Raw genomic sequence first — 17,648 nt, forward strand, 5'->3', positions numbered from 1 at the left:
TGTCAGCCGCGAATCAGATGTCGAGGAACCGGACGTCTTTGGCGTTGCGCTGGATGAACGAGCGGCGCGCTTCCACGTCTTCGCCCATCAGGACGCTGAAGAGCTCGTCGGCGGTTGCAGCGTCGTCCAATGTCACCTGACGGAGCATGCGAGTTTCCGGGTTCATCGTGGTCTCCCACAGCTCGGGGTAGTTCATCTCACCGAGACCCTTGAACCGCTGGATGTCGTCCGGCTTGGCGTTGGGCTTGCTCTGCTGGCGCAGCGTGATCAGCCCGTCGCGCTCCCGGTCGGTGTACGCATACTGCGCGTCATCGCCCTTTTTGTTCCACTTGATCTTGTATAGCGGCGGCGCCGCGAGATACACGTGGCCGAGCTCGATCAGCGGCCGCATGAACCGGAACACCAGCGTGAGCAGCAGCGTCTGAATGTGCTGGCCGTCGACGTCGGCGTCGGCCATCAGGATCAGCTTGTGGTAGCGCAGCTTCTCGATGTCGAACTCGTCGTGGATGCCAGTGCCGAGCGCGGTGATCAGCGCCTGGACCTCGTTGTTCTTCAGGACGCGGTCGATGCGCGCCTTCTCCACGTTGAGGATCTTGCCGCGGATCGGCAGGATCGCCTGCACCCGCGGGTCGCGGCCCTGCTTGGCCGAGCCGCCGGCGGAGTCGCCCTCGACGATGAACAGCTCGGAGACCCGGGGGTCGTTGGACTGGCAGTCGGCCAGCTTGCCCGGCATCGAGCCGGACTCCAGCAGCGACTTGCGCCGGGCCAGCTTGCGCGCCTGCGAGGCGGCCAGGCGCGCCCGCGCGGCCTGCGACGCCTTCGTGATGATCATCTTGACTTCGGCGGGGTTGCGGTCGAACCAGTCGACCAGCCACTCGTTGCACACCTTCTGCACGAAGCTGCGCGCCTCGGTGTTGCCGAGCTTGGTCTTCGTCTGGCCCTCGAACTGCGGGTTGGTCAGCTTGATCGAGATGATCGCGGCCAGGCCTTCACGGATGTCCTCACCGGTGAGCTTCTCGTCGCCCTTGAGGAACTTCTTGTCCGCGCCGTACTTGTTCACCACCGAGGTCAGGGCGCTGCGGAAGCCCTCTTCGTGCGTGCCGCCCTCGTGCGTGTTGATCGTGTTGGCGAACGTGTAGACGCTCTCGCCATACGACTCGTTCCACTGCATGGCGATCTCCACCGAGATGCCGTCGCCGTCGGCGCCGAACTCCACCACCGAGCGGTGGATCGGCGTCTTCGTGGCGTTGAGGTGGCGCACGAAGTCGGCGATGCCGTTCTCATAGCAGAAGACGACCTCCTTCTTCTCCTCCGGGACATCGGCGCGCTCGTCGCGCAGCGTGATCTTGAGGGCCCGGTTGAGGAAGGCATATTCCTGGATGCGCCGGTAGACCGTCTCGTAGTTGAAGTCGAGCGTCTCGAAGATCGCGCCGTCGGGCCAGAACGTGACGCTGGTGCCGGTCCGATCGGTCGGCTCACCCTTCTGCAGCGGCTCGGGCACGGTGTTGCGGTAGGTCTGCCGCCAGACGAAGTCGTCCTTGTGGATCTCCAGGTCGATGCGCGTGGACAACGCGTTGACGACCGAGATGCCTACGCCGTGCAGACCACCGGAGACCGCATATGCCCCGCCGCCGAACTTGCCGCCGGCGTGCAGCATCGTGAGGACGACCTCGACGGTCGGCCGCTTCTCCTTCGGGTGCATGTCGACCGGAATGCCACGACCGTTGTCCACGACCCGCACGCCGCCACCCTCGAGGAGCGAGACCTCGATCGTGTCGCAGTAGCCCGCCAGGGCCTCGTCGACGGCGTTGTCCACGACCTCCCACACCAGGTGGTGCAGGCCGCGCTCGCCGGTCGATCCGATATACATGCCTGGCCGCTTGCGGACCGCATCGAGCCCCTCGAGCACGCTGATCGATGAGGAGTCGTAGGACTGTTCGGGCTTGTTTATTGCCACCCTCGGTCGCTTTCTCGCACTGGCCGGCCGCGCCGCTCGGCGCCCCGGGTCTCGTGCGGAGTCGTGCGAGCACTACAGTCGCGGCGCAGGCACGCCGGTGTCCTGCGCCCCGCCGAGCGGGCGCCGCGACTACCGGCGGGCCGACACCGCGGACGCGTGCACGCGGGTTGTGTCGGCTGGTTCTCAGAGCCTTCGCTCTCCTGCGGCAATCCTACTGTGCGCGTGCGACATTTTCGCATCGGGACGGCACTGTAGTCGCCGTAGCGGCCCGAACGGTACGGGTTGAAGGTCCCCCTACGCGGAAGGGGTTCCGACGGGCGATGATGGGCGGCACGGCGAGCGCTGCAAGTCCGTCACCGGGTTCGGCACCTGCGGGGGTCGCGCAAGCGGCCGTTCGTGCCGTATGTTCCCCGCCGCGGGGCGGGGTAAGTGTGAGAGCGAGGGGTCCGCGATGGGGTTGGACAACGTCGCCGTGCAGTGGCCACGCACCGGCAGGTTTTATGACCCGGTGGCGCCGGCCGAGTTCGTCGACTTCGCCGGGCTCGCCGAGAAGCTGCCGCTGCACGCGGGGCCTGCGGCCGCGCTGGCGGACCATGTGGCGAAGACCGGCACGGTGCGGGTGACCGGCTACACGGAGCTGGTCGACCTGCTCTTCGGTCTCAATGGGGTGTTGTTCGCCACCGACGCCGCGGCCGAGGACGAGGATCCGGTGATCAGCCCTGATGACTGCGCCTGGATCGCCGGTGGGCTCGAGCGCTTCGTCAACGGCCACCAGGAGTTCGGCGACGAGATCACGTTCGAGACGGTGAGCACCGTGCTGCGCCGGGCCCTCGAGGGCTCCCGCCTGGCCGAGCAGCAGCTACGGTGGCTGCAGAGCCGCCTCGACGCGCTGCGCGACGACACCGGCAACGCCCCACAGTGGAGCTACACGATCGCCGAGCTCGACGTGCTCGCGAAGTTCTACCGGCGCTGCGCCAACCGCGGGTTCGCCGTCTACGCCGACTTCTGAGACAACCGTAGACGCCGACTTCCAAGACGATCAGCCGCAAGACGATCAGCCGTAGGTGTCGCGCGGGCCCCGCCCGCGCACCCGCATCGGCCCGCGGCTCCACGACGGCGTGCTCGGCCCTTGGATGTGCAGCTTCTTGACGACGTTGTGACCGACCTCACCCGCGATGCGGGCGATGAGCCGGCCGGCGAGCATCCGCAGCTGCGTGGCCCACGCCGTCGACTCCGCCTCGACGGTCAGCTCGCCGTCCTCCAGCTTGATCGGCCGGCAGTGCGCGGCGATGTCGGCGCCGACGACCCGCTCCCATTCGCCGAACACGGTCGCCTCGGCCTTCGGCTTCTGCCAGCCGCGCGCCTTCATCATCCGCTCGAGCAACGTGCCGAACGGCTGCGGGTCCCTCGGATCGGGTCCCGGCCCCGTATACCCACGCCGCCGGCGCGGCTCCCCGGTCGCCGGATCCGTGTTGGCCTTGCGGCGCGGCTGCGCCCTGCGCTTCGCGAGTGCCGCGTCGACCGCGGCCCGGGCCAGCTCCGGCCCGCTCTTCCCAGCCTCCCCGACCGGCCCGGCGCCGCCCGCAGACCCGGCGCCGGTGCTTCCGGCCCCGGCCCCCGCACCACCAGGCGCTGAGCCGCCTCGCGCACCGGGCTTCCTGTCGTCAGCCACGTCGCACTTCGCCTCCGCCTACCTCATATCGCGCGCCGCGCAACGAACGCGGCACGTCGTCGTCCACCGCGCACGTGACGATGACCTGACTCGCGCCGCTGACCAGCTCGGCGAGCCGGTCCCGGCGGCCCACGTCAAGCTCGGCGAACACGTCGTCCAGCACCAGCACCGGCTCCACGCCGTCGTCCCGCAGCAGATCGTAGGCCGCCAGGCGCAGCGCGAGCGCATACGACCAGGACTCGCCGTGGCTGGCATACCCTTTGGCAGGCAGCTCGCCCAGCGTCAGCGTCAACTCGTCGCGGTGCGGACCCACCAGGGTCACCCCGCGCTCGACCTCCTGCTTGCGGGCCTCCCCCAGCGCGGCCAGCAGCGCCTGCTCGATGCCGGCCTGCGTGTCGGCCTGCGTCGCGGCCGGCGCCGGCACCGGGAACGACGGGCTGTAGGCGATGCGGGCGTCGGACCGGCTGGCGCTGACCGCCGCATACGCCTTCGCCACGTGCGGGCCGAGCGCGGCAACGAGGTCGAGCCGGGCCCGGACCAGCTGCGCGCCGTGCTGCGCGAGGTGGGTGTCCCAGACGTCCAAGGTCGACAGGTCCCCGCCGCGGCTGCCGCCGGTCTTGCGGGCCAGATACGCACTGCGCAGCAACGCGTTGCGCTGCTTGAGCACCCGGTCGTAGTCGGAGCGGACCCCGGCGAAGCGCGGCTGCCTGGCCACCAGCAACTCGTCGAGCATCCGACGGCGCTCACTCGGATCGCCGCGGATCAGCGACAGATCCTCCGGCGCGAAGAGCACAAGCTTCAGTGCGCCCAGGATGTCGCGGGTACGGGTCACCGGCGAGCGACCCAGCCGCGCCTTGTTGGCCTTCCCGGGCTCGATCGACAGCTCCACGAGCAGCTCGCGCTCGTCGTGGACGACAGCGCAGCGGACCACCGCGCGGCTCGCGCCGAACCGGACCAGCGGCGCGTCGGTGGCGACCCGGTGCGATTCGAGGCTGGCCACATACGCCAGGGCCTCGACCAGGTTGGTCTTGCCCACGCCGTTCGCGCCGACGAGCACGCACGCCCCGGGCCCGAACTCGACGACGACCCGCTCGTAACTGCGGAAGTCGACGAGCTCGAGACCCCGGACGTACAAACTCAGTCCTTCTTGACCGCGTGGCCGCCGAACTGGTTGCGCAGCGCGGCCACGGCCTTCATCGCCGGCGAGTCGTCCTGCCGGGACGCGAACCGAGCGAACAACGACGCCGCGATCACGTTCATCGGCACGGCCAGCCGGATGGCCTCCTCGACCGTCCAGCGGCCCTCGCCGGTGTCGTCGGCGTAACCGCGCAGGCCGGCAAGGTTGGGGTCCTCGTCGAGGGCCCGGTCCATCAGGTCCAGCAGCCACGACTGCACGACGGAACCGGCGCGCCACGACTTGAACACCTCGGGGATGTTCTCGACGTATTCGGAGGCTTCGAGCAGCTCGTAGCCTTCGGCATAGGCGTGCATCATGCCGTATTCGATGCCGTTGTGGACCATCTTCGCGTAGTGCCCGGCGCCGACGGGGCCGGCGTGCGCGAAGCCGAACTCGCCGTCGGGCTTGAGCCCTTGGAAGATCGGCATGCACTGCTCGACGTGCTTCTTGTCGCCGCCGACCATCAGCGCATAGCCGTTGGTCCGGCCCCACACGCCGCCGGAAACGCCGACGTCGAGGTAACCGAGACCCTTCGTCGCCAGCCGCTCGGCCCGCGGCCGGTCGTTGCTGAAGCGGGAGTTGCCGCCGTCGATGACGATGTCGCCCGAGGACAGCAGGCCGGAGAGCTCGTCGATGGTCGGCTCCGTGTACTGCACCGGGACCATGATCCACACCACGCGGGGCGCGGCGAGCTTCTCGACCAGTTCCTTGAGGGATGACACGTCGGTGACGTCTGGGTGGTGGTCGTAGCCGATGACCTCGTGCCCGGCGGCCCGAAGCCGCTCGCGCATGTTGAAGCCCATCCTGCCCAGGCCGATGAGACCGAGCTGCATTTCTGGTGCCTCCGAAACTCAGCTGCCGATGCGAACCGGCATGATCAAGTACCAGTATCCAGGGACGATTTCTCCATCATCCTTGGCCGGGGACATGACCGCAGGCTTCTTCGGGTCAGTGAAAGACAGCACGGCGATCGGAGCGTCGAGCGCCTTCAGACCGTCCAGCAGATATTGGTGGTTGAAGGCGATCGTCATCGGCTCGCCCTCATACGCGCAGTCCATCGCCTCGCTGGCCCGCGCGTCCTCGCTGCCGCTGGCCTCGACCACGAGACCGTCGGCGCTGAACGACAGCCGCACCGGGGTGGACCGCTCGGCGACCAGGCCGACGCGCCGCACCACCTCGTTGAGGGCGGACACCCGGATCCGGGCCTGGGCGTTGTGCGTGTCGGGCAGCAACGCCCGCACCTTCGGGAAGTCGCCGTCGAGCAGCCGGGACGTGGTGCGCCGGGTGCCACCGGCGAAACCGATCATCCCCTCGCCGAGCTTGCCCCGGGACAACGCCACCGACACCAGACCACCGACGGGCCCGAGCGTCTTCGCGGTGTCGTCGAGGGTCCGCGCCGGCACGAGTGCGGCAAGGCTCATGTCGGGCTCGTCGGGCCGCCACTCGAGCTCGCGGACGGCGAGCCGGTAGCGGTCGGTGGCGAGCAGGGTCAGCTTGCTGCCCTCGAGCTCGATCCGCACACCGGTCAGCATCGGCAGCGTGTCGTCCCGGCCGGCGGCGATCGCGACCTGCGAGACGGCACCGGCGAACGTGGCCGCGTCGACCGTGCCCGCCAGCTCTGGCATCTCCGGCAGCGTCGGATAGTCCTCGACGGGCATCGTCGGCAGGGTGAACCGGGCACTGCCACACGTGATCTCGACGTGCGACCCCACCGCGGCGACGTCGACCGGCTTGGCCGGCAACGACTTGGTGATCTCGGCGAGCAGTCGCCCGGAGACGAGCGTCGCGCCGTCGGCGTCCGCCTGGACCTCGACGGTCACCTGGCTGGACACCTCGTAGTCGAAGCCGGACACCTGCAGGCGGCCGTCACCGACTCTGAGCAGAACACCGGCAAGCACCGGCACAGAAGGGCGGCTGGGCAGACTCTTGGCTGTCCAGGCGACGGCATCGGCGAGCGCGTCGCGCTCGACTCGGAACTTCATCGCGGTCCTCCCGCGTCGACTCGTCTCAAGCGTGGTGCTGCATCGAACCTTAGGGCTTCCACAGCGCTGCCGTGCACCGACCCCTCCAAAATTCGAACCAAGAACTTATCCACTTGCTGATGATTGCTTTTTTCTCTCTATTAAAGAGATTTACTTCGTAGTCATAGGTGTTGTGGATTCTGTGGACAACCCTCGTTTTAGCAGCTCAGACCACTTATGTCTCTGGGTATGGAGTGTGTATAACCCCCTGTGTACAAGGTTGTGGATTGTGGATAAGTGATCGTCCACAGGCGTTGTCCACCGGCTATCCACCGGTAATCCACAGGGTTCGTCCACCATCTGGGGATAACTCGTCCCGAGCCGCCCTCACGTTCTGTCGACGTTTCGATCACTCTTCGGATGTGTCCACACCTCTTCCACACGTCCTCCCCAGGAGTTATCCACAGACTGTGGACAGCGCCTGTGTGCAACGCGTAGTCGTCCGGTCACTTGTGACCGTCTCGTTGCCGAGCGTGTCGAAGAGTTGGCACAAACCAAGTTATCCACAGGCTGTGTGGACAAAGTGTGTGGATAACTCGGACAAACCCCGTGGGGGTATATGCCCACACCCTGTGGACTTCCTGGGGACGAACCTGTGGACAACTTATGGGCATAAGCGCCCGGATCCCAGGTCGGTGGCCTGTGGAAACAGTGGATAACCTTCGCTGTCCACAGCCTGTGTTCAACCCCGGTGGACAGTACATTCCTCGCATATCGACCAAGGGTCGCGAAGTAACCCACAGCGCTGTCCACAGGCACTTGGCGAGTCTCGTTCACGTCCCCGGTTGTGCACAGCCCGCCGGCGCACGCAAAGAGGGCCGGACAGGCGGTGTACTACGCCCGTCCGGCCCCCTTGGGAGGCGCTGTGACCCCTACGTCGTCTGCTTGATGCGGTTCGTCAGCTCGGCGATCTGGTTGTACAGCGAGCGCCGCTCCGCCATCTGCTGCCGGATCTTGCGGTCGGCGTGCATGACCGTGGTGTGATCCCGGCCGCCGAACGCCTGGCCGATCCGCGGCAGGGACAGGTCCGTCAGCTCGCGACACAGATACATAGCGACCTGTCGCGCGTTGACGAGCACCCGCGACCGGCTGTGCCCGCGCAAGTCCTCCAGGCTGACCCCGAAGTAGTCCGCGGTCGACGCCATGATCTGGTCTGCGGTGATCTCCGGCCCGGAGCCGTCGGGGATGAAGTCCCGCAGCACCTCCTCGGCCAGCCCGAGCTCGACCGGCGCCCGGGTCAGGTTCGCGAACGCCGTGACGCGGATCAGCGCGCCTTCCAGCTCCCGGATCGACGAGGCGACCCGCGACGCGATGAACTCCAGCACGTCCGGCGGCGCGAACAGCCGCTCCTGTGCTGCCTTCTTCTGCAGGATCGCGATACGGGTCTCCAGGTCCGGCGGCTGGATGTCGGCGAGCAGGCCCCACTCGAACCGGGTCCGCAGGCGGTCCTCCAGCGTCGCCAGCTGCCGCGGCGAGCGGTCGGAGCTGATCACGATCTGCTTGTTGGCGTTGTGGAGGGTGTTGAACGTGTGGAAGAACTCCTCCTGCGTCCGCTCCCGCGTCTCCAGGAACTGGATGTCGTCGATCAGCAGGATGTCGACGTCGCGGTACCGCCGCTGGAACGCCTGTGTCTTGTCGTCCCGCAGCGAGTTGATGAAGTCGTTGGTGAACTCCTCGGTCGACACGTAGCGCACGAACCGGGCGTTGCCGAGCATCGTGGCGTACTGGCCGATGGCGTGCAGCAGGTGCGTCTTGCCCAGCCCGGAGTCGCCGTAGATGAACAGCGGGTTGTACGCCTTGGCCGGCGACTCGGCGACAGCGACCGACGCGGCGTGCGCGAAGCGGTTCGAGGAGCCGATGACGAAGGTCTCAAAGGTGTACTTGGGATTCAGCCTGTTCCCGGCCGAGTCTCCCGCGGGAGTGTGCGCGCTGCGCCGGTCGTCGCGGCCGGTGCCAGGGTTCGACGGCGGGCGCGGCGGCAGGGGGTCCTCGTCCTGCTGTGGTGGGCGGCGCAACCGTTCGTCGCGGGCGGCCTCGAACGCGGTGCCGGAGTGCTCGGTCCGATCCGCCGGCGTCCAGCCCGTCTCGGTCGGCAGGTCGAACAGGCGGTCGCTGCCCTCGCGGGCGGTCGGCGCCTGCTGCCCGCGCTGCCCGCTGTTCAGGTGACCGTGGTTCGGCTGCTGACCTTGGCCGGGCTGGCCCTGTCCCTGCGGGTCGTGCTGACCGTGCTGCCCCTGCGGCCCGCGCTGCCCGGACTGGTCGTGCTGACCGTGCTGCGGCTGGAACGGCTGCTGTTGATACTGGGGCTGTTGATACTGCGGCTGCTGATATTGCGGTGGCTGCTGGTACTGCGGCTGCCCCTGATACGGAGGTGCCGAGGTCGGCTCGGTCAGCTGGCCGGCGGTGCCGTTGGACCAGTGCGAGGCGGACGGCGCCGGCAGCGGCGGTGCGTCCTCCGGCGGCCGGACCGTGACGGCGACCTGGATCGCCCGGCCGAGCAGCCTGGACAGCGCCTCGGTGATGACCGGGCGGAGGCGCGACTCGATGACGTCGCGGGTGAACGCGTCAGGCACGGAGAGCAGCGCGGTGTCCTCGACGATGGCCCGTAGCCTCGTCAGCCGCAGATAGGCACGCTGTTGCGCCGAGACGATCTCGTCTGCGAGTTCGTCCGTCGCCGCATGCCACACCGCTGCGAGGTCGGTGTCAGTCACCGTTCGCGCACCCCCATCGTCGCCCCCCACCGCGAGTGGACCGTGCGCCGGAAGTTCCGCCCGTCCCGGCCCCCATTGTCCACAGGTTTTCCACAACCTGTGTATCAACGAGTCATGTGCCGTGGACGGATCGTCCTGATTCCCTCTCGCCCCGTGTCGACCTGGCGGTGTTCGACCGAGCTGTGGAGGTTTTGCAGGTCGGATGCGGTGCCGTGCCCCCTGTGGCGCATCCGATTGGTTGCGGAAAGTCCTTTGTATCCCGTTGCCGGTCGTCGCGGTGTCTACCGGCAACCGGGCACGTTAACAGCGTTGTCCACAACCACTCAACCGTTGTCCACAAGCAACCTGTGGATTTCGGGGCGTTCCTAGCCATCGTTGACGGTCTGTAGGGCCGCGCGTACCCTGGTTCGGCTGGACAAGCTTTCCCTGATAAACTCCAGTGACCAGCCCTACGCCGCTACGAAGACGGAGCCCGACGTGAGCAAGCGCACCTTCCAGCCGAACAACCGCCGGCGTGCGAAGACCCACGGTTTCCGGCTGCGCATGCGCACCCGTGCCGGCCGTTCGATCCTGTCGGCGCGCCGCGCCAAGGGGCGCGACCGCCTGGCGGCCGGCTCGGCCTGAGCCGACGCGGGCCCTTCGGAGGCAGCGTGTTAGCGGCCGCTCAGCGTTTGCGGCGGCGTGAAGACTTCGCCGCCACCATTCGCAACGGTCGCCGCGCCGGTCGCGGAGCCCTCGTGGTGCATTTCCTGCAGTCGACTGTCGAGCCGGCGCCAGCAGATCAACCATCTGCACGCGCCGGCTTCGTCGTGTCTGATGCGAGTGCGGTGGACGGCCTCACCTCGGACGCGGTTGTGGGTGAGGTGGGCGCCGGTGGGGTAACCAGCGATGGTGACTCGGTCTCGGCGGCGGCCACGGGTGTCGCACGTGATGGTGCCGCGCCCGCGCGGGCCGGCTTCGTGGTGTCGAAGGCTGTCGGCAATGCCGTCGTCCGAAACCTGGTGAAGCGGCGGCTCCGTCACCTGATCCGATCGCACATGGCCACCCTGCCTGAAGCTTCGATGATCGTCGTCCGCGCGCTGCCCGCTTCGGCGACGGCGAGCTTCGAGGATCTCGGCCGTGACCTTGAGACAGCATTGACGGCCGCGCGCCGTCCGAGAAGCCGGGAGGGACGTCGATGAACGTCGGAGCCCGGGTCGTTGCCGCTCCCATCGTCGCGTACCGTCGTTGGATAAGCCCGGCGTTGCCGGCGCGTTGTCGGTTCTACCCGTCGTGCAGCGCTTATGCCCTGGAGGCGGTCGGCACTCACGGCGCGATCCGGGGAATCGGTCTCGCGACCTGGCGGCTGCTGCGCTGCCACCCATTCCACCCCGGTGGGTTCGATCCGGTGCCACCGCGCCGGGGAGTCTCGCCCGAGCCCGAGTCGACGTGACTGGAGCAGTGTCGTGATTAGCAAGCTGATGGGCGGGATCTACTGGCTGATCTCGCAGGTGATGCTGTTCTGGCACACCGTGTGGGACAAGGTCGTGCCCGACCACCGCACGCTCGGCACCAACTGGCAGTGGGTTCTCGCGATCGTCTTCCTGGTGATCTCGGTCCGCGTCGTGTTGTTCCCGATCTTCGTGAAGCAGATCAAGTCGCAGCGTGCGATGCAGGCGATCCAGCCGAAGATGAAGGAACTACAGGAGAAGCACAAGGGCGACCGGGAGACCCTCCAGAAGGAGGTCATGAAGCTCTACCAGGAGGAGAAGGTCAACCCGCTCATGGGCTGCCTTCCGATGTTCCTGCAGATCCCCGTCTTCATCGGCCTCCTGCACGTGCTGCGTCACCTCAAGCCCGGCACCTCCAACCACCAGATGGAGCTGTACGGCTGGAGCATCCCGGAGTTCATGGGCGCCGTCGACGCCCGGCTCTTCGACGCACCGATCGTCGCGAAGTTCAGCAGCAGCGCCTCCGACCTCGCCAAGATCGAGGCCAACTCGACCACCGTCAAGATTGTCGCCGCCATCCTGGTCGCGCTGATGATCACGACCACCTACCTGACCCAGCGTCAGATGATTATGAAGACCGGCTGGAACAGCGACCCGCAGCAGCGCATGATCCAGAAGTTCATGCTCTACGGCATCCCGTTCTTCACCCTGACCTCCGGCTGGTACTTCCCGATCGGCGTCATCATCTACTGGGTCACCAACAACGCGATCACCCTCGGCCAGCAGTACTGGGTCCTGCACAAGTACCCGCCGCCGGCGAGCGCCACCGCGAACACCACGCCGTACAAGGGCAGCGGCAAGCCGGGCACCACGTCCCTGACCAAGGGCGGCGCTCCGGCGGCCAAGCCGGCCGGTGCCTTCCGGGCCATGCTGGGCAAGGCCAAGGAAGACGCAGCCGCACAGGCCGCGGCTGCCGCCGCCGCGAAGCAGACCAACGGCCGGGCCCTCGCTCCGAAGCCCGGCGCCAAGCCGATCAACCCGAAGAAGGGTGGCGCCGCGAAGCGGCAGTCGGGTTGACGCGACCCCGCCGGTCCACCCCTCAACCTGGACCGGCGCGGGGCGCTCCCTGTGCACCACCACCCCTCACCGACGACCTGTGACGGCGCCTCGGCGCCCCAAACAAGCGGAGATGAGTTTCGTGACCGACACCACCAGTGATCTCGACGCGCGCGGCACCAAGGGCGACGCTCTGGATCAGGACGCCAACCTCGAAGAGGTCGAGGACGGCGACGACGCCGGCGATGGCGACGACGCCGGCGACGCCGGCGACGCTGCGCCTGCGGCCGCCGGCGGCAACGGCCGAGCGGCGGCCGACCTGTTCCGGGAAAGCGAGATTGCGGCCGACTACGTTGAGGGCCTCCTCGACATCCTCGACTACGACGGCGACATCGACGAGCTCGTCGTCAGCGGTCGTCCCGTCGTCGAGGTGGTCGAGGGCGGCGACGGCTCCGGCCGCCGCCTCCAGGCGCTCGTCGGCCAGCGCGGCGCCACCCTTGAGGCGCTGCAGGAGCTGAGCCGCCTCGCGGTCTTCCGGCAGACGGGCTCCCCCAGCCGTCTCCTCCTCGACGTCGGCGGCTACCGGGCCCTGCGCCGCAAGGAGCTCGGCGCGATCGCCAAGAACGCCGCCGAGAAGGTGAAGGAATACGGTGAGGCCGTCAGGCTCGAGCCGATGAGCGCCTTCGAGCGCAAGTGCGTCCACGACGTGATCAACGCGCTCCCGGGTGTGGAGAGCGAGTCGGAAGGCGTCGAGCCGGCCCGGCGGATCGTGGTGCGGCCCGTCGCCTGACGGTCGTCCCGCCGATCTGCCGTCGCTGATCTGCTGGTTGTTTGCTGCTGTTGGCGGGGCGTCCCTCAGGGGGCGCCCCGCTTTCTGCTGTCCGGGCCCGGGGCAGACTGCCGCGGGTGACCGGCGAACCGCGGGGTGGGCTTCGTCCCCGGCTGGGCGGGCGGTTCGGGGATCGGGGACAATGGAGGCAGACGCGACTGGCGGCACCGGGATGGGACGGACCATCGGGGAGCTCGAGTAGTGAGGGTCGACCGCCTGGGTCCTCACGTCGAGGAGTCGTATGTCCACGACCACCGCCGTGCTGCTGCCCGGGGCTCCCGTGGCCGAGCAGATCCTTGCCGACGTCGCGACCCGCGTCGCGACCCTGCGTTCCCGCGGCATCGTCCCGTCCCTCGCGACGATTCTCGTCGGCGATGACGACGCGAGCGCCGGCTACATCCGCATCAAACAGCGCCAGGCGGGCGAGCTCGGGTTCGCGTCGCCGCACGAGCACCTGCCCGCCGACACCACGCAGGACGACCTGCACGCCGTCATCGACCGGTTCAACGCCGACCCCGACGTGCACGGTCTGCTCATCCAGTACCCGACGCCGAGGCACCTGGACTACGACACCGCGCTGCAGCGGGTGGACCCGGACATGGACGTCGACGGCATGCACCCGCTGAACCTGGGCCGTCTCGCCGCGGGCATGCCCGGACCGCTCCCCTGCACGCCGGCCGGCATCGAGGCGCTCCTCGCGCACTACGAGATTCCCGTCAGCGGTCGGGAGGTCGTGATTCTCGGCCGCGGCGCGACGCTCGGCCGCCCGCTCGCGATGCTGCTCTCGCAGAAGCGGCCGACCGCCAATGCCGCCGTCACGGTCGTGCACACCGGCGTTGCGGACTGGCCGCGATACACCCGGCGCGCCGACATCCTCATCGCCGCCGCCGGTGTTCCCGGCATCATCCAACCCGAGCACGTGAAGCCCGGTGCCGTCGTCATCGGTGGCGGTGTCCGTTACGAGGGCCGCCGGCTGCTGCCCGACGTGGACGAGTCCTGCGCCGAGGTCGCCGGCGCCATCACCCCGCGCGTCGGCGGCGTGGGTCCCACCACCGTCGCCATGCTCTTCCGTAACGCCGTCACCGCCGCCGAGCGCCGTTTCACGTGAAACATCGGTCTCGGGCCGCGCAGGAGCAGCGGCCCGAGACCGCCCTCGGCCGGGTGGCGCGTCGCCCGGCGGGCCGGCGGGCCGAGCCGTCGTGATTTGCTTGACCGCATGGATGGTGCTGTTCCGCATGAGGTGTTGCCGGCCGCCGAGAAGGTGTTCGGCGATCGGCTTCCGTTGGCCGAGCGATTCGCTCAGTTGCTCGTCACCGACGGGGTGATCAGAGGGCTGATCGGACCGCGGGAGGCGCCGCGGATCTGGGAACGGCACATGCTCAACTGCGCAGTCCTCGGCGATCTGATTCAGTCGGGCGCCACGGTCGTCGACGTCGGCTCCGGCGCCGGACTGCCCGGTATGGTGCTGGCAGTGGCTCGTCCCGACCTGTTCGTCACGTTGGTCGAGCCGCTCGCACGACGTACCGCGTTCCTTTCCGAAGCGGTGACGGCGCTCGGCCTCGAGCGGACCACCGTGGTCCGGGCGCGGGCCGAGGAGTGCGTCGGGAAGCTTCCCCTCGCCGATGTCGTCACCGCCAGAGCAGTCGCACCGCTGGACCGGCTTGCCGGTTGGTGTCTCCCCCTCACCGCCGTCGGTGGGCGACTGCTTGCACTCAAGGGCGCTTCCGCCGCGGCCGAGATCGCCGAACATGCGGAGGCCCTGAGCCGGCTCGGGGCGGGCACGCCGTCGGTACGCCTGTGCGGGGACGCCGTCCTCGCCGAGCCGACGACGGTCGTCGAGATCGTGCGGGAACGGGAAATCGCGCAGCGCCGAAAAGGCAAGCGCGGGCGGTAAACCGGGGGACGGGCCGAAAGCGTCTCCCGGACACGGGGGAACGCGGGGGTTCGACAATGGACATCAGGAACTGTGGCAGCGGCTGGCCGATGCCGCCGGCGAAGCGACTCGGCGGTCTTCTTCGCCGCGTCGACGGCTTTTTGGTCTTTCTACGGCCGGTTGAGAGTGACACGACCGACGACGCGCCCAAGAGCCATAGCTCAGGCCGCCTGTGCGCCGTAGGCTGGCCGCGCGCCGTTCTTGCGTTCCCGGCGCCGGTCACCGCGGCCAGTCGAGACTTCGTGTCGGGCGGTGTTCCGGAGGTGGGCACCGCGTCGCTGACGGCCGGTAGTGCACATCTTTCCGAGCGGGACAGGACTGACATGGTGCGCGACAGCGGTGATAGCCCGGACTACGGCGATGCCGGCCCTCATGTTTCACGTGAAACGAAGCCGGGCGCCGGGTCGAGGAACGGCTCTGGGGCGGATTCCGCCCCGGGAACCGGGCCAGGATCCAGACCAGAAATGCCAGCGGCGGGAGCGCGCAGCGCCGAGGGAATGGAGGGCTGGGGGGTCCGCCCACCCGCCCGAGCAGTCCCCCAGCCGCGCGCTGAGAATCCCGCCGGCGCGACACGCGGCGCCACGGTGGAGTTTCATGCCAGCGGGCAAGTCGATCGTGCAACTACCGGTACTGTTTACGGCCGGGGCGGAAAACCGGTCGTGCCCAGCGCCGATTCACAATCCGCTGCAGACGAAGCGAAAGCCGAGACGAGAGCCGACATGAGGTCCGAGCGACGGAGTACTCCGTCCCCCCGGCCACACCCGTCCGTCGTCACCGCGGATACCGAGGGCGCAATGACTGACGCGTACGTTTCACGTGAAACCGAAGACCCCCCGCTCGCACAGGAGGCCAAGCGCGCCGTGGAGATCCTCAACCCGAGCGGGGAGATCACCATGCCCCGCCCACCACGGCGGCGCACGATGTGTGTGGCGAACCAGAAGGGCGGGGTGGGTAAGACCACCACGGCGGTGAACATCGCCGTCGCTCTGGCACTGCACGGCAACCGCGTCCTGGTGATCGACCTCGACCCGCAGGGCAACGCCTCCACCGGTCTCAACGTCCCCCACCACTCCGGTGTGCCGGACGTCTACGACTGCCTCATCGACGGCGCCCCGCTCGACGCGGTGACCCAGCAGGTCGAGGGAATCCCGAACCTCTGGGCCGTCCCCGCGACGATCGACCTCGCGGGCGCCGAGATCGAGCTGGTCTCGGTCGTGGCCCGTGAGTCGCGCCTGAAGCGAGCCATCGAGGCCGGCGGCAGCGACTACGACTACATCTTCATCGACTGCCCGCCGTCGCTCGGCCTGCTCACGGTCAACGCGCTCGTCGCCGCGGAGGAGGTGCTAATCCCGATCCAGTGCGAGTACTACGCGCTGGAGGGCGTGCAGGCCCTCACGAACAACATCGAGCTCGTCCGGTCGCACCTGAACCCGAAGCTCGACATCTCGACGGTGCTGCTGACGATGTACGACCGGCGTACGCGCCTCGCCGACCTCGTCGAGCAGGACGTGCGGAACCACTTCGGGCCGAAGTGCCTGAACGCGGTCATCCCCCGCAACGTCCGGGTGTCCGAGGCGCCGAGCTACAGCCAGTCCGTGATGACGTACGACCCGGGCTCCCGCGGTGCGGTGAGCTACTTCGAGGCGGCGCAGGAGATCGCGCTGCGCGGTGCGCATGATGCGCAGGTTGGAGGAGTGGCATGAAGTCCAACCGACGTGGAGGTCTCGGGCGAGGGCTGGGCGCTCTCATCCCCACCGCCGCGCCGGCCGAGACCGCGGCGGGCGGCACCGCCACCGCGCTGGCGACTCCCCCGGCCACGACGGACGCCCCCACGAACGGCGTGACCGCAGCGCCGGTGGAGCAGCTCGCGCCGGTCCCCGGTGCGCGCTTCGCCGAGATCTCGGTGACCTCGATCGTGCCGAACCCGAAGCAGCCCCGGCAGGTCTTCGACGACGACGCCATCGAGGAGCTGAAGACCTCGATCCAGGAGGTCGGCTTCCTCCAGCCGATCGTCGTCCGTGAGCTCCCCGACGCGATCGAAGTCGGCGACGACGGGTCCGGCGCCGGCGTGACGAAGAAGTACGAACTCGTCATGGGCGAGCGTCGTTGGCGCGCCGCCCAGGCGCTCGGCAAAGACGTCATCCCGGCGATCGTCCGCGAGACCCGCGACGACGCCATGCTCCGCGATGCCCTGCTCGAAAACATTCACCGCGCCAACCTCAACCCGTTGGAAGAGGCGGCTGCATACCAGCAGCTGCTCGAGGAGTTCGGTGCGACGCACGAGGAGCTGGCGCGGCGGATCGGCCGGAGCCGCCCTCAGATCTCCAACACGATCCGCCTGCTGAACCTCCCCGCACAGGTACAGCGCCGGGTCGCCGCGGGAGTGCTGTCCGCCGGGCACGCCCGCGCACTGCTGGGGCTCGACAGCTCCGAGGAGCAGGAGACGCTCGCGCACCGCATCGTCGCCGAAGGGCTGTCGGTCCGGGCGACGGAGGAGATGGTCTCGCTCGCGGTGTCGGAGGGCACCACGGCGAAGAAGGCCGCGCCGCAGCGTCGCGCCAAGCCGCACGCGCCGGCGCTGTCGGATCTCGCGGATCGGCTCTCGGACCGGTTCGACACCCGCGTCAAGGTCGACATCGGTCAGCGCAAGGGTCGGATCACGATCGAGTTCGCGACCGTCGACGACCTGGAGCGGATCGTCGGGATCATCGGCGTCGACCAGCGAGGCCAGCGCGAGCAGTAGCGTCAGCGGCGTCGTGAGCGCCGGCGGGAGCGCAGAACGGCCCGCCAGACGGCGAAGCGAGGACCGAGCGGCGTTCGCTGGCCGTACCAACGCGGAAAAGGCAAATCAGAACGGCCGGA

At 68.5% G+C, this 17,648-nt stretch carries 15 protein-coding genes and 1 pseudogene; 10 read left to right on the forward strand and 6 right to left on the reverse strand.

Annotated features, from left to right (window positions below; translation table 11 throughout):
* Positions 1-13: 13 nt before the first annotated feature.
* Positions 14-1,951, reverse strand: a complete 1,938-nt coding sequence (gene gyrB / locus AB0K00_RS02360) for a DNA topoisomerase (ATP-hydrolyzing) subunit B (RefSeq protein ID WP_363515016.1) — start codon at positions 1,949-1,951, stop codon at positions 14-16.
* Positions 1,952-2,408: 457 nt separating this feature from the next.
* Here gyrB and AB0K00_RS02365 point away from each other — a divergent pair, with 457 nt between their 5' ends.
* Positions 2,409-2,966: a hypothetical protein gene (locus AB0K00_RS02365; RefSeq protein ID WP_327007218.1), complete on the forward strand. Its 558-nt coding sequence runs from the start codon at positions 2,409-2,411 to the stop codon at positions 2,964-2,966.
* 45 nt (positions 2,967-3,011) lie between these two features.
* On the opposite strand, the gene AB0K00_RS02370 is transcribed toward AB0K00_RS02365, so the two are convergent.
* The 5 genes from AB0K00_RS02370 to dnaA form a co-directional block, all read right to left on the reverse strand.
* Complete coding sequence (locus AB0K00_RS02370) at positions 3,012-3,494, reverse strand: DciA family protein (protein WP_363515019.1); 483 nt, start codon at positions 3,492-3,494, stop codon at positions 3,012-3,014.
* Positions 3,495-3,621: 127 nt separating this feature from the next.
* A complete protein-coding gene (recF, locus tag AB0K00_RS02375; RefSeq protein ID WP_363513952.1) occupies positions 3,622-4,764 on the reverse strand; it encodes a DNA replication/repair protein RecF in 1,143 nt (380 codons plus the stop codon).
* A 2-nt stretch (positions 4,765-4,766) separates the two neighbouring features.
* Positions 4,767-5,639 (reverse strand): phosphogluconate dehydrogenase (NAD(+)-dependent, decarboxylating), encoded by an 873-nt coding sequence (gnd, locus tag AB0K00_RS02380; protein ID WP_363513955.1) that lies wholly within the window; start codon positions 5,637-5,639, stop codon positions 4,767-4,769.
* A gap of 18 nt (positions 5,640-5,657) precedes the next feature.
* Positions 5,658-6,788, reverse strand: a complete 1,131-nt coding sequence (gene dnaN, locus AB0K00_RS02385; RefSeq protein ID WP_363513958.1) for a DNA polymerase III subunit beta — start codon at positions 6,786-6,788, stop codon at positions 5,658-5,660.
* Between the two features lie 911 nt (positions 6,789-7,699).
* Complete coding sequence (gene dnaA, locus AB0K00_RS02390) at positions 7,700-9,538, reverse strand: chromosomal replication initiator protein DnaA (RefSeq protein WP_363513961.1); 1,839 nt, start codon at positions 9,536-9,538, stop codon at positions 7,700-7,702.
* A 477-nt stretch (positions 9,539-10,015) separates the two neighbouring features.
* On the opposite strand from dnaA, the gene rpmH reads away from it, so the two are divergent.
* From rpmH to AB0K00_RS02435, 9 genes and pseudogenes are all read left to right on the forward strand, one after another.
* On the forward strand, positions 10,016-10,162 hold the full coding sequence (gene rpmH, locus AB0K00_RS02395) for a 50S ribosomal protein L34 (protein ID WP_203849339.1): 147 nt from the start codon (positions 10,016-10,018) through the stop codon (positions 10,160-10,162).
* Positions 10,163-10,188: 26 nt separating this feature from the next.
* Positions 10,189-10,719 (forward strand): ribonuclease P protein component, encoded by a 531-nt coding sequence (gene rnpA, locus AB0K00_RS02400; protein ID WP_363513965.1) that lies wholly within the window; start codon positions 10,189-10,191, stop codon positions 10,717-10,719.
* Positions 10,716-10,987, forward strand: a pseudogene (gene yidD / locus AB0K00_RS02405) (membrane protein insertion efficiency factor YidD). The gene rnpA and the pseudogene yidD overlap by 4 nt, the downstream one beginning before the upstream one ends.
* A gap of 11 nt (positions 10,988-10,998) precedes the next feature.
* Positions 10,999-12,045: a membrane protein insertase YidC gene (yidC, locus tag AB0K00_RS02410; protein WP_363515022.1), complete on the forward strand. Its 1,047-nt coding sequence runs from the start codon at positions 10,999-11,001 to the stop codon at positions 12,043-12,045.
* Positions 12,046-12,157: 112 nt separating this feature from the next.
* On the forward strand, positions 12,158-12,814 hold the full coding sequence (locus tag AB0K00_RS02415; protein WP_363513968.1) for a R3H domain-containing nucleic acid-binding protein: 657 nt from the start codon (positions 12,158-12,160) through the stop codon (positions 12,812-12,814).
* Positions 12,815-13,094: 280 nt separating this feature from the next.
* Positions 13,095-13,961 carry a tetrahydrofolate dehydrogenase/cyclohydrolase catalytic domain-containing protein gene (locus tag AB0K00_RS02420; protein WP_363513971.1) on the forward strand — a complete coding sequence of 289 codons (867 nt, stop codon included), beginning with the start codon at positions 13,095-13,097 and terminating at the stop codon, positions 13,959-13,961.
* A 108-nt stretch (positions 13,962-14,069) separates the two neighbouring features.
* Positions 14,070-14,747 (forward strand): 16S rRNA (guanine(527)-N(7))-methyltransferase RsmG, encoded by a 678-nt coding sequence (gene rsmG, locus AB0K00_RS02425; RefSeq protein WP_363513974.1) that lies wholly within the window; start codon positions 14,070-14,072, stop codon positions 14,745-14,747.
* 758 nt (positions 14,748-15,505) lie between these two features.
* On the forward strand, positions 15,506-16,489 hold the full coding sequence (locus tag AB0K00_RS02430; RefSeq protein ID WP_363515025.1) for a ParA family protein: 984 nt from the start codon (positions 15,506-15,508) through the stop codon (positions 16,487-16,489).
* A complete protein-coding gene (locus AB0K00_RS02435; protein WP_363513977.1) occupies positions 16,486-17,529 on the forward strand; it encodes a ParB/RepB/Spo0J family partition protein in 1,044 nt (347 codons plus the stop codon). The genes AB0K00_RS02430 and AB0K00_RS02435 overlap by 4 nt, the downstream gene beginning before the upstream one ends.
* The last annotated feature ends 119 nt before the right edge of the window (positions 17,530-17,648 follow it).

The organism is Dactylosporangium sp. NPDC049525, assembly GCF_040676755.1.
GTDB lineage: Bacteria > Actinomycetota > Actinomycetes > Mycobacteriales > Micromonosporaceae > Dactylosporangium.

What these genes read in the sequence shown, in the direction of transcription:
- AB0K00_RS02415 (WP_363513968.1), top strand. Translation starts at nt 12,158, where the DNA reads ATGAGTTTCGTGACCGACACCACCAGTGATCTCGACGCGCGCGGCACC.
- gnd (WP_363513955.1), bottom strand. Translation starts at nt 5,639, where the DNA reads ATGCAGCTCGGTCTCATCGGCCTGGGCAGGATGGGCTTCAACATGCGC.
- yidC (WP_363515022.1), top strand. Translation starts at nt 10,999, where the DNA reads ATGGGCGGGATCTACTGGCTGATCTCGCAGGTGATGCTGTTCTGGCAC.
- rsmG (WP_363513974.1), top strand. Translation starts at nt 14,070, where the DNA reads ATGGATGGTGCTGTTCCGCATGAGGTGTTGCCGGCCGCCGAGAAGGTG.
- AB0K00_RS02365 (WP_327007218.1), top strand. Translation starts at nt 2,409, where the DNA reads ATGGGGTTGGACAACGTCGCCGTGCAGTGGCCACGCACCGGCAGGTTT.
- dnaN (WP_363513958.1), bottom strand. Translation starts at nt 6,788, where the DNA reads ATGAAGTTCCGAGTCGAGCGCGACGCGCTCGCCGATGCCGTCGCCTGG.
- AB0K00_RS02420 (WP_363513971.1), top strand. Translation starts at nt 13,095, where the DNA reads ATGTCCACGACCACCGCCGTGCTGCTGCCCGGGGCTCCCGTGGCCGAG.
- AB0K00_RS02430 (WP_363515025.1), top strand. Translation starts at nt 15,506, where the DNA reads ATGAGGTCCGAGCGACGGAGTACTCCGTCCCCCCGGCCACACCCGTCC.
- AB0K00_RS02435 (WP_363513977.1), top strand. Translation starts at nt 16,486, where the DNA reads ATGAAGTCCAACCGACGTGGAGGTCTCGGGCGAGGGCTGGGCGCTCTC.